The sequence below is a fragment of the Sphingomonas plantiphila genome (assembly GCF_046000505.1).
Taxonomy (GTDB): Bacteria; Pseudomonadota; Alphaproteobacteria; order Sphingomonadales; family Sphingomonadaceae; genus Sphingomonas; species Sphingomonas plantiphila.
This window is the reverse complement of sequence record NZ_JBELQC010000001.1, coordinates 460,128-471,904: the sequence shown is the minus strand read 5'-3', so window position 1 is coordinate 471,904 and position 11,777 is coordinate 460,128. Positions and strand designations below refer to the sequence as shown.

Annotated in this window: 8 protein-coding genes; all 8 read left to right on the top strand. The window is 64.2% G+C overall.

Annotated features, from left to right (window positions below):
• The first annotated feature begins 100 nt into the window (after positions 1–100).
• The 8 genes from ABS767_RS02180 (at position 101) to ABS767_RS02145 (ending at position 11,708) form a co-directional block, all read left to right on the top strand.
• Positions 101–2,179: a TonB-dependent receptor gene (locus ABS767_RS02180; RefSeq protein WP_408076725.1), complete on the top strand. Its 2,079-nt coding sequence runs from the start codon at positions 101–103 to the stop codon at positions 2,177–2,179.
• Positions 2,180–2,190: 11 nt separating this feature from the next.
• A complete protein-coding gene (locus tag ABS767_RS02175; protein ID WP_408076724.1) occupies positions 2,191–3,243 on the top strand; it encodes a Rieske 2Fe-2S domain-containing protein in 1,053 nt (350 codons plus the stop codon).
• Between the two features lie 9 nt (positions 3,244–3,252).
• On the top strand, positions 3,253–3,687 hold the full coding sequence (locus ABS767_RS02170) for an SRPBCC family protein (RefSeq protein ID WP_408076723.1): 435 nt from the start codon (positions 3,253–3,255) through the stop codon (positions 3,685–3,687).
• 461 nt (positions 3,688–4,148) lie between these two features.
• Positions 4,149–6,443: a TonB-dependent receptor gene (locus ABS767_RS02165; RefSeq protein ID WP_408076722.1), complete on the top strand. Its 2,295-nt coding sequence runs from the start codon at positions 4,149–4,151 to the stop codon at positions 6,441–6,443.
• A complete protein-coding gene (locus tag ABS767_RS02160) occupies positions 6,427–7,743 on the top strand; it encodes a spinster family MFS transporter (protein ID WP_408076721.1) in 1,317 nt (438 codons plus the stop codon). The genes ABS767_RS02165 and ABS767_RS02160 overlap by 17 nt, the downstream gene beginning before the upstream one ends.
• Entirely contained in the window at positions 7,740–9,371 is a 1,632-nt protein-coding gene (locus ABS767_RS02155; RefSeq protein ID WP_408076720.1) for a carboxylesterase/lipase family protein, read from the top strand. Before ABS767_RS02160 ends, ABS767_RS02155 begins: the two co-directional genes overlap by 4 nt.
• Positions 9,368–10,948 (top strand): AMP-binding protein, encoded by a 1,581-nt coding sequence (locus ABS767_RS02150; RefSeq protein WP_408076719.1) that lies wholly within the window; start codon positions 9,368–9,370, stop codon positions 10,946–10,948. The genes ABS767_RS02155 and ABS767_RS02150 overlap by 4 nt, the downstream gene beginning before the upstream one ends.
• Entirely contained in the window at positions 10,935–11,708 is a 774-nt protein-coding gene (locus tag ABS767_RS02145; protein ID WP_408076718.1) for a TetR/AcrR family transcriptional regulator, read from the top strand. The genes ABS767_RS02150 and ABS767_RS02145 overlap by 14 nt, the downstream gene beginning before the upstream one ends.
• The last annotated feature ends 69 nt before the right edge of the window (positions 11,709–11,777 follow it).

Below are 11,777 nucleotides of genomic sequence, written 5' to 3'. Positions count from 1 at the left end.
CCACCTTTTCGACCGATATACGCTGCTTCTCTCGACGCCCTAGCCTTGAGGACCAGGAGCCAGGGTCACAGCCCGGCCTACCAGTCGAGGGAGCTGCACAATGAAGCATCGGGGCATTTTACTGTGCGGGGGCGCAATCGCGTGCAGCCTGAGTGCGAGCGTGGCGCTGGCGCAGGACGACGCGGGCAGCGAGAACGAAGGCAACGAGATCGTCATCACCGCGCGGCAACGCTCGGAAAACCTTCAGGACGTCCCCGATTCCGTCACCGCTTTCTCGGCTCAGGCGATCGAGGAAGCGGGAATTCGCAGCATCGACGACGTCACCGCACTCATTCCGAACCTTTCGTTGGTCGATGCGCAGGATGCCGGCACAGTCGCGATCAGCATCCGCGGAATCGGACAGGTGCGCAACGGCGAAGCACCGGTCGCGCTCGTGATCGATGGGGTCCAGATGACGTCCACCGACATGCTGAAACAGGCGTTGTTTGACCTGGAGCAGATTGAGGTCCTCAAAGGACCGCAAGGCGCATTATACGGCCGCAACGCCATCGGCGGCGCGATCAACATTACCACGCGGCGGCCCACCAACGATCTGGAGGGGCGGCTGGGATTTGATTACGCGAATGGCAATGATCGGCAGCTTTCGGGCGCGCTGGGCGGAGCGCTGGTTCCGGACCTGCTGCTGTTCCGCATCGCCGCGGATTACCGCAAGTTCGACGGCGTCCTGCACAATGTCACACTCGACCGAAAGGTCGATTTTGTGGAGGATCTGAACCTGCAGGGGCGTCTGATCCTGACGCCGACCGACAGGCTCAGCTTTGACCTGCGCGGTGCCTATGGCGATCTGGACGGCGGTGCATCATGGTATATCCCGCTACCGGACGGCCAGCCCAACAACACCAGCATACGCATCCAGAACGACTTTCTGGGCCGCAGCCCGCGCAAGACCAAGGATGCTTCGCTCAAGATCGACTATAAGTTCGACCCGTTCACGCTGACGTCCGTCACCGCGTACAACGACACCGACATCGACCTGATCGAGGATCTCGAATGGACCCCGGCCTCGATCCTGGGTGCGCGACAGCAGCGCGGCTATGAGAGTTTCAGTCAGGAGTTTCGCCTCGCATCCCCCTCCACGCAAAGACTGCGTTGGACCGCGGGCGTCTATCTTCTCGATGCCACAAAGAGTGTCGACACCACCATTCTGATCTCGCCGGACCCAACCGATAGCGGCCTGCCGCCGTCCGCCTATATCCCGCTGCCCGCAGCCGCAGCCGACGAGGAAATTCTCACGCGCGCGGCCTACGCGCAGTTGAACTACAGCCTGACCGACGCGCTCGAACTGACTGCGGCGCTGCGCTATGATAACGACAAGCGCGAACAGATCGATCGGCTTGCAGGGGCCGCGCGGCGCACGACAAGCTTTGACCAGTGGCAGCCCAAGCTGTCGGTAAAGTACGAGATTTCGCCGGACTCAATGGTCTACGCTACTGCCGCGCGCGGGTTTCGCAGCGGAGGGTTCAATCCGCCGACTGGCGTGTTCCCGGCAATATATCGTCCGGAAGTTGCAGACACGCTTGAGATCGGCACCAAGAAAAGCCTTGCCGACCGGCGCGTGACGGTGAACGCCGCCGCCTTCTACATGCGGTACAAGGACCAGCAGGTATTCGTCCTGAATGTGGCCGATCAGGGCATCGTCAATGTCGCGAAGACCGACATCTTCGGCCTCGAGCTGGAGGCGCAGGCGCGGCCTGCGCGCAATGTGCAACTCGGCGCGTCGCTGGGCTTCATCGATACCAGCATCAAGGATTTCGACGGCACCACGCAATATCGCGGCAACAAGGTGCCGCTGACCTATCGCTGGTCCTACACGCTGTTCGGCCAGTATCGGGCGCCGCTTGGTACGGATAAATCGCTGATCGGTCGTGTCGACTATTCCGGAAAATCGGGAAATTACTGGCACATCGACAATGAAGACCGCCAGGACGCGGTTCATCTGGTCAATGCCCGTGTTACCTTCGACGCCCGCAAGTATTCGATCGCGCTGTACGCCGACAACCTGTTCGACACGCGCTACACCGAAGAGTTCTTCGCAAAGCAGTTCTCCGCCGGCGCATCGGACATCCGCTATCCGGGTCAGCCCCGCCGCTATGGCGTCGCGGCAAGTTTCAACTTTTGAGGATCTGAGCCATGGCAACGCAAGTTCGCGATCTCGAAGACATGTTCAACGGCGAGCAGGCCGCACGCGATCTCATCGATCGGCGGCGGCACGGTCGCGGGGTCACCTATGAAGGCCAGGATGGCCAGTTCTCCCAAAACTGGTACCCGCTATGCCGGTCCAGCGATGTCGCGCCGGGCGGTGTGCTCGGCCGCAACTTTCTGGACGGGCGCGTCGCCGTCTATCGCAGCGAGGACGGGGTCGCCAATGTCGTCAGCGCCTATTGCCCGCACAATGGCGCCGATCTCTCCATCGGAAAGGTGGCAGGGGACCGGCTGGTCTGCGCCTTCCACCACTGGGAGTTCGACATGGCGGGCAAATGCGCCCGCACTGCGAGCAACGACAAACTGACCAGCGCCATGCGGGTGTTCCGCTATCCGGTGCAGGAGCGGTTCGGGCTGATCTGGGCATTCAACGGTGAAGAGCCGCTCTATGACTTGCCCGAACTGGGTTTCCCGGACGAAGAGCTCGCTTTCCATAGCGAGATTCCGCACCTCGACCTGCTGGCCGACCCCTGGGTGTTCATGTGCAACACGACCGATTTCAGCCATATCAATATCGTCCATGGCATCGATGTCGATGGGGACCCCTCGAAGGATATCGACTGGCACGATCACGGCTATAGCTATAATCTGCGCGGGCGGTTCCGCGAAACGGACGCCGCGATCGAGTATAAGGTCGGCATCCACGGCACCAACATCTTCTATCAGATGGGCTACGCGAATGGACGCTGGTTCGCGTTTCTCTATCCATGCGGCATCCACAGGCCGGGAACGCTACGCAGCTATTTCGTGATTGCTACGCAGAAGTCGGACGGCACGCCCGAAGACGACTTGCGGGTTCAGGAAACGCTCGACTTCGCACAGGCGCTGGAGATCGCCGTGGTCGATCAGGATGTCGAGATTCTCAACACGATCCGCTTCACGCGCGGCATGCTCACGCGCAGCGACAAGGCGTTGGGCCGTTTCGTCGACTATCTGAAGACCTTTCCGCGCGCCCATCCCGGCGCCGATTACATTCGCTGAGGAACCGATATGCTGTGGGTCGAGGTTGCGCATCGCATCGAGGCGTCGGCGGAGCGGGTCTGGGAATTGGTCGGCGACTTTGCCGGGGACGTGCTGACGCGCGGCTACGTCGCGAAAGTTGAAACACGCGGCCGGGGTGTCGGCGCGCTGCGAACCTATCATCTGGATCCTGCGATCGGCGCAGGATCGGTCGTCGAGCGTTTGATCGAGCTTGATGAGGTAGAACGCGTTATCGCCTACGATATGGTCGACTATGGCCCGCTGCCATGGGCTGACTATGGGGGACGGATCAAGGTCGCCCCGGCCGGACCGCAGGCCTGCGTCGTAACGCTGCGCACGCATTTCTTCCCGCTCAACTCCGAACAAGGTGAAGAACTGTCACGGCTATCGCGCGGAAATATCGAAACCTATTTCAGCAATCTTCGCGCCGCGCTCCGTCTTTGACCCGCGAAGGGTGATGTGGCCCTCGCGAAATATGAGTGCGCACGTCGCGCGCAGTTTGGAAAGCAACGCTCACTCCCTACGGCAGGCGAGCGGCAGCGACTCGGCCGGTCACTGAAGAGCAGGTCTCGGCTAGGACCTGGCTAATGCGGCGGGTCGCATTTCAGGTGGTTTCTGACGGTGGGTGGCGGCGGGTGCTGGATGCCAGCCGCCGTTTTGCCGATTCCTCAACGATGCATGTTTGTCCGCTGTCGAGTTCGAGCGATATCGCCCCGTCGGGCTGTATCGGATGCGTGCCTGCACGTCGGTCCCTGCGATCCATTAGCGAACCAGCGTTCCGACACGAATAAGTCTAGGCCGAAAAACATTCACACGCGTGAGAGTGAACGTTGACAACGTCGCGCGGTTGCGACATCAGGCGTGCAGCAAGCTGGCGCACGACCGGCGGCATCGAGGAGAGGCAAATGAGGGCAAGGGTTTTGGCGTCCGTCAGTGCGGTCGCGCTGTTCACTGTTCCGGTGTCCGCCATGGCGCAGGATACGGCTCCAGCAGACGATAGCATTCAGGCGGCGGGCGATGAGGTCGTGGTCACCGCGACCCGCCGCGCCGAACGCATCCAGGACGTGCCGCTCAGCATCAGCGCCTTTCAGCAAGAAGAACTGACCGAAAAGGGCATTGTCGGGTTCGAGGGGATTGCGCGCGAGACGCCCGGCGTCGTGCTCAACCGCCCCACCCAGAATTTCAACAACTTCACCGCGCGCGGCATCGCCACCAACGGCTATAACGCCAACCTGCAAAGCTCGGTCGCGGTCTATATCGACGAGCTTCCGATCTCGACGATCGGCAACACAACCGTCGTCGACCCAAATCTGTTCGACGTCGAGCGGGTCGAATTCCTGCGCGGGCCGCAGGGGACCCTGTTCGGATCCGGTTCGCTGTCGGGCGCGATGCGAATCCTCAACAAGAGCCCGAACCTCGGCAACTGGGACGTCTCTGCGCTGGTCGATCTCGGACTCACCGGTTCGGACAGCCTGCGCCAGCGCTACAATCTGATGGTCAACATGCCCATCGTCAGGGACAAGCTGGCGGTGCGCGCCGTCGGTTTCTATCGCAACGAGGACGGCTATCTCGACAATGTCGGCACCGGCGTCGAGAATTCGAACAAGCTGATCGACTGGGGCGGCCGCGCGATCGTCTTGTGGAAGCCGAGCGACCGGCTCTCGATCAAGCTGCTCGGCTCCTATGAGGACAGCGATCCCAAGGACAGCTCGCTCACCAGCCCGTCGCTCGGGCGCGAGAAGCGCATCTCGGACCAGCCCGATCGCTTCACCGGCAAGCAGACGATCCTCAACGCCACGCTCGATTACGAGTTCGATTTCGCGCGCCTGACCAGCTCGTCGACCTATTCGGATTTCGACCAGAAGTTCTACGTTGACCTAGCGGGCACCTTCCCCGCAGGCCCGGCCTATCCCGGCGCGCCGATCGCGTTCGGCCTCGATGCCGATGCCTATGACAAGGTGTTCGTGCAGGAGACGCGGCTGGTGTCCTCGCTCGGCGGGCCGCTCGAATTCACCATCGGCGGCTTCTACATGCACCGTCGGCGCGACGTCGATTACTTCTACCGTTCCAGCCCCGAGTTCCTCGCGGCGCGCGGGCTGACCGGGCTTCCCGATCAATATTATCAGAAGCTCTATACGCACCAGATCAGCGAGGAACTCGCGGGCTTCGGCGAGATCACCTATCGCTTCTCGCCCAAATTCTGGCTGACCGGCGGCATGCGCTACGGCCGTACCTCGGCGCAGGGCTTTACCGAGGAGGGTGGCTATCTGGCTACCGCAGGTGGCTTCAACTATTTCACCTACGCGCTGCTAAACATTCCGGTGAACTTCAACACCTTCACGCCCTATGCGGCGGCAGAAGGGGTGAAGGCGACCGGCTCCGCGCCGTCATGGAAGGCGAGCGCGACCTTCAAGCCGAGCGAAGCGCTCACCACTTACGCGACCTTCTCGACCGGCTTTCGCGCGCCGATCGTCAATGCGCGCGCCGGTGCGCCGAGCCTGGTCGATCCGACCGACATCATCATTCCCTATGGTGCGGATTCGGACGATCTGAAGAGCTACGAAATCGGTGCCAAGGCGCGCTGGCTCGACGGCCGGGTGACGATGAATGCCGCGCTATACCTGATCGACTGGAGCAACATCCAGGCGCAGGCCAACCGCTTGTCGGATTCGGTGCAGTTCGCGACCAATATCGGCGCGGCCCGCAGCAAAGGGTTCGAGGTCGAGATCGGGCTGATCCCGGCAAAGGACGTCTTTATCGGCCTGAACGCTGCGTACAACGATTCGAAGATCACCAAGCTGTCGGCAGACGAGGCGGCGATCTCGGGCGCGGTGCTCGGCCATCGCCTGTCTGCGCCGCGGCTCCAGGGGGCGACCTATGTCTCTTATGGCTTCGATCTTGGCAGCGCGCGCGGCACGTTCGCGGTCAACGCGCAATATGTCGGGTCGTACAACAGCTCTTTCCCCAATACGCCGGGCAACCCCAACCTGCCGCTGTCGACCTTCGGCAAGACCGACGAATATGTGAACGTGAACCTCAACCTGGGGGTCAAGAAGGGGCCGCTCTCGGCGAGCCTGTACGTCGAGAACGTCTTCGACGATCACTCGGTCGTGTACATCCACCCGGAAGCGTTCCTCGTCAGCCGCTTCGGCACGCTGCGTCCACGCACCGTAGGGATCCGTCTTGGCTACGGCCTCTGATGCGGCGACGGCCGGCGGCAACGCCGGTCGTCCGCCCGCGGCGGGCCGGTCCTGGTTCGTCCTGGCGACGCTCACCTTCGTCTATATCCTGAATTTTCTCGACCGGCAGCTGATCGGCATCCTCGCCAAGCCGATCCAGGATTCGCTCCAGATAACCGACGGCCAACTCGGTCTGATCGGCGGTCTGTATTTCGCGATGTTCTACTGCTTCATCGCGATCCCCGTCGGCTGGTTCGCCGACCGCACCAGCCGCGTCGGCGTGCTCAGCCTCGCCTGCGCGATCTGGAGCGGGGCGACCGTCGCGTGCGGGCTGGCGGCGAACTATGCCCAGCTCGTCGTCGCCCGCATGACCGTGGGGTTCGGCGAAGCGGGCGGCGTTCCGCCATCCTATGCGATCATCACCGACACCTATCCGCCGGGCAAGCGCGCGGCGGCACTCGGCATCTTCAACCTAGGTCCCGCGATCGGTGCGGCGGCGGGCGTCGCGTTCGGCGCGGCCATCGCCGAACATTATGGCTGGCGCACTCCCTTCCTAGTCGTCGGTGCGATCGGGATCGTGACCGCGTTGTTCGTCTGGCTGTTCATCCGCGAGCCGAAGAAAGGCGCGATGGATGCGGTCAGGGACGTTACCGCATCGGACAAGGCCGCGTTCTGGCCGACCGTCGGCATGTTTCTGTCCAATCCCGTGCTGATGCTGGCATCGCTCGGCAGCGGTGCGACCCAGTTCGTAACCTATGGCCTCGGCAATTTCGCGGTCCTGTACCTGATGCGCGAAAAGGGCATGGACTTCGGCGATGTCGCGGTCTGGTACGCGCTGGTGCTGCTGCTCGGAATGGGCGGGGGCATGGTGATTTCGGGCCGGGTGATCGACGCGATGACGCGCAAGTCGCGCAGCGGCTATGCGGTCGCGCCCGCGGTGTCGCTGGCGATCGCGATGCCCTTCTATATCGGCTTCGTCTGGGCGCCGGGCTGGCCGCTCGCGCTCGCGCTGCTCGCAGTGGTGATGGTGTTCAACTATTTCTACCTCTCGGCCTCGGTCGCGTTGGTTCAGGAAGAGGTGCGGCCCAACCAGCGCGTGCTGTCGGGCGCGCTTCTGCTTCTCATCATGAACTTCATCGGCCTTGGCCTCGGCCCGACCTGGGTCGGCTTCGCCAGCGACTGGTTCAAGGCACAGGGCGACACGCAGAGCCTGCAGACCGCACTCTACACGCTGACGCCCTTCTACCTGATCGCGATCGGCCTGTTCGTCGCGCTCGCACGGCGGCTGCGCCGGGATGAAGTTTCGGAGGTACGGGCATGAGAAAGCTGCTTGGCGCCGCGCTGGCGGCATGGATGCTCATCGCTGCGCCTGCCCGCGCCGAAGCGCCGGTCGTCGCCGCGCCGGCGGGAACGGTCGAGGGCGTGGCGCAGAACGGCGTCCGCATCTTTCGCGGCATCCCCTTCGCCGCGCCGCCGGTCGGGCCGTTGCGGTGGAAGCCACCGGTCGCGGCGGCGAAGTGGGACGGCGTGCGCAAGGCGACCGCGTTCGGCCCCGCCTGCGTCCAGCCACGCAACCGCAACGCCGGCATCTACACCAACCCGCTCGACAAGGTCAGCGAGGATTGCCTGACGCTCAACATCTGGGCGCCGGAGGGAGCGAAGGACCTGCCGGTGTTCGTGTGGATTCACGGCGGCGCGCTGGTCGCCGGCTACAGCCATGAATCGATGTACGACGGCGCTCGGATGGCGGCGCGCGGCAACATGATCGTCGTCTCGATCAACTACCGGCTGGGGATCCTCGGCTATCTCGCGCATCCCGAACTGAGCGCGGAATCGCCCGATGGCATTTCGGGCAATTACGGCCTGCTCGACCAGATCGCCGCGCTCAAATGGGTCCAGCGCAACATTGCTGCGTTCGGCGGCGACCCCGGCAACGTCACCGCGGCTGGCGAGTCCGCAGGAGCGCTCAGCGTCCTGTACCTGATGGCGAGTCCGCGTGCGCAGGGCCTGTTCCACAAGGCGATCGCACAGAGCGCGTACATGATCACCACGCCCGAGCTGAAGCAGGACAGGCATGGCCTGCCCTCTGCCGAGGCGGCGGGCATGCAGATCATGGGCGTGGTCGGCGCCGCCGACCTCGCCGCGCTGCGCGCGATGGATGCGGAGAGGCTGACGGTCGAGGCGGCGACCAAGGGCTATGGCCCATGGGGCACAATCGACGGCAAGGTGCTGACTCGCCAGCTGGTGGAAACCTGGGATCGCGGCGAACAGGCGAAGGTGCCGGTGCTCGCCGGGTTCAATTCGGGCGAAATCCGCTCGCTTCCCGTGCTGTTGCCGCCGGCCCCGGCGAACGCCGCGGCCTATGAAGAGGCGATCCGCGCCCGTTACGCCGACCTCGCCGACTATTTCCTGCGCCTCTACCCGTCCGGCAATATCAAGGAGTCGATGCTCGCGACGACACGCGACGCGCTCTATGGCTGGACTTCGATGCGGCTCGCGATCGGGCAGACGGCGATCGGGCAGAGCGCCTATCTCTACCTGTTCGACCATGGCTATCCCGCCGCCGCGCAATACGGCCTGCACGCGTTTCACGCAGCCGAGATCCCCTATGTCTTCGGCACCGCCACCCAGACGCCGCCTTACTGGCCCAAAATCCCCGACGGGGTGGTCGACCGGCGCCTGTCGGATGCGATGCTGACCTATTGGGCGTCGTTCGCGCGCACCGGTTCGCCCAAGGCGGAGGGCCAGCCTGACTGGCAGCCCTATGGCAAGGCGGCCAATTACATGGGCTTTGCGAACAAGCCCCAGCCGGGAACGCGGCTGATGCCGGGCATGTTCGCGCTGCACGAGGCGGCGGTGTGCCGTCGCCGTGCGGCGGGCGACCAGCCATGGAACTGGAATACCGGCGTCATCTCGCCGGTGCTGAACAAGGCGACGGGTTGCCGATGATCGACGGAAGCATGCAGGATTATCCGCTGACGCTGGACAAGTTCCTGCACCACGCCGCCAAATGGCACCCCGATGCCGAAGTGATGACCGCGCGCGACAGCGGCGCGGTCGCCCGGATCGGCTATGCCGCGCTCAAGGATCGCGCGCAGGCGATCTCGGCGTTGCTCGCCGGGTTCGGGGTCGCGCGCGGGGACCGCGTGGCGACGCTCGCCTGGAACAGCCAGGCGCATGTCGAGAGCTGGTACGCGATCATGGGCATGGGGGCGGTGTGCCACACGCTAAACCCGCGCCTGACCGCCGAACATCTCGCGGCGATGGTCGAACAGTCGCAGGCGCGGCTGGTGATCGTCAGCGCCGATTTGCAGTCGCTCGCACGCGATGTCGCCGCGCGGGTGCCGGGCGTCGATCTGATCCTGGTGATCGACGGCGAGCCGGACCAGGCCCAGTCGGGGTGCGCGGTGACCGCGCTCGAGCCGCTGATCGCGGATGCCACGGGTCAGGTTGCATGGGGGGACTTCCCCGAAACCGCGCCGTCCGGACTGTGCTTCACCTCGGGCACCACCGGCACGCCCAAGGGGGTGACCTATACCCACCGCTCCAGCTTCCTCCACACGCTGCGCTGCCTGCAGGCGGATGTCATGGCGATCCGCGCGCGCGACAGCGTGCTGGTGGTGGTGCCGATGTTCCACGCCAATGCCTGGGGCCTGCCGTTTGCGATCCCCGCCGTCGGTGCGCGCATGGTGCTGCCCGGGCGCCACAATGACGGGGGCAGCCTCGCGCGGTTGATCGCAGAGGCGCAGGTGACGATCGGCGTTGCGGTGCCGACCGTGTGGCTGGGTCTGGTTGAGCATCTCGAGGCGACCGGCGAGACACTGCCGAGCCTCGAGCGGATCATCGTCGGCGGCACGCCGCTGGCCCCCGCGTTGATGGAGCGGATCGAACAGAGGCTGGGCGTCACCGTCCAGACCAGCTGGGGGATGACCGAACTCTCGCCTTCCGGCACGCTGGCACCCCCGCACGATCCGGAGCGCGATGCGGCGGTGTCGGGCCGCCCGGCGATCGGGGTCGACCTGCTCATCACCGATGCCGACGGCACGCCGCTGCCCGAGCAACGCAATGCCGAGGGGCATCTGCGCGTGCGCGGCGCGGCGGTGATCGACCGCTATTTCGGGCAGGACGAGTCGGCGACCGATGCCGATGGGTGGTTCGCGACCGGCGACCTTGCCCGGATCGACGCCGCCGGAAACCTCATCATCACCGGCCGGGCCAAGGACCTCATCAAGTCGGGCGGCGAATGGATCAATCCCGCCGAGATCGAGGCGGTGGTGGGCGCGCTGCCGGAGGTGTCGCTTGCCGCGGTGATCGGCCGTGCGGACGCGAAATGGGGTGAGCGTCCGTTGCTGCTCGTTGAGATGCAGAATGATGGCCTCAGCGACGCCGACCTGCTCGCGCCGCTGCGGGGGAAGGTAGCATCCTGGTGGATCCCCGATGCGGTGGTCCGGCTGGACGCGATGCCGCTCGCGCCGACGGGCAAAATCGACAAGAATAGCTTGCGGACTCAATATGGAAGCGCTTGAGACCTGGTTTGACCCGGCGGATGTCGATCCGACGCCGTTCGGGCAGCAGGGGAATGACAGCTCAGTGCCAGACGAGAAGCCCGAAAAGCCCAAGTCGCGGCGCCGCACGACCAAGGCGGAGCAGCGCGCCGACACGATGGAGCAGATCCTCGACGAGGCGGAGTATCTCTTCTCGAAGCACGGATTGCACGGCGTCACGCTGAAGGACGTCGCCAAGCGCGTCGGCGTCCACCACACGCTTCTCAACTATTATTTCGAGGACAAGAAAAAGCTGTTCGACGCCGTCTTCGCCCGTCGCGCGGTGGTCACCAGCGAACGGCGGCTGAAGGCGCTCGACGATTACGACCGCGCGACGGCCGGCAAGCCGACGATCGAAGGCGCCCTCCACACCTTCCTCGATACCGATCTCGACCTCTATATCGAGGGCGGCGAGGGCTGGAAGAACTACGGCGCGCTGGGCGCGCTCGTCGCCAATACCCCCGAATGGGGCGCCGAACTGATGGACGAGCATTTCGACCCGGTGGTGCTGAAGCTGATCAGCCTGCTCAAAAAGGCGATGCCGGAGTGCGCCGAGGAAGATATTTTCTGGGGCTATCACTTCGTCACCGGCGCGCTGATGGTCACGCTGGCCCGCACCGGGCGGATCGACAAATTGTCGGGCGGGCTGTGCCGGTCGGAGGATTTCACGGCGATCAAGGATCGCATGGCATCGTTCATGGCCGCCGGTTTCCGGCAGATCTGCGCCGACAGGGGGCGCTAGCCCGCACCCGCGCCGGTAGGCCTCCGATCATTTCATTCACTCACTAGTTAGCGAATAAAGGGGAAGGGA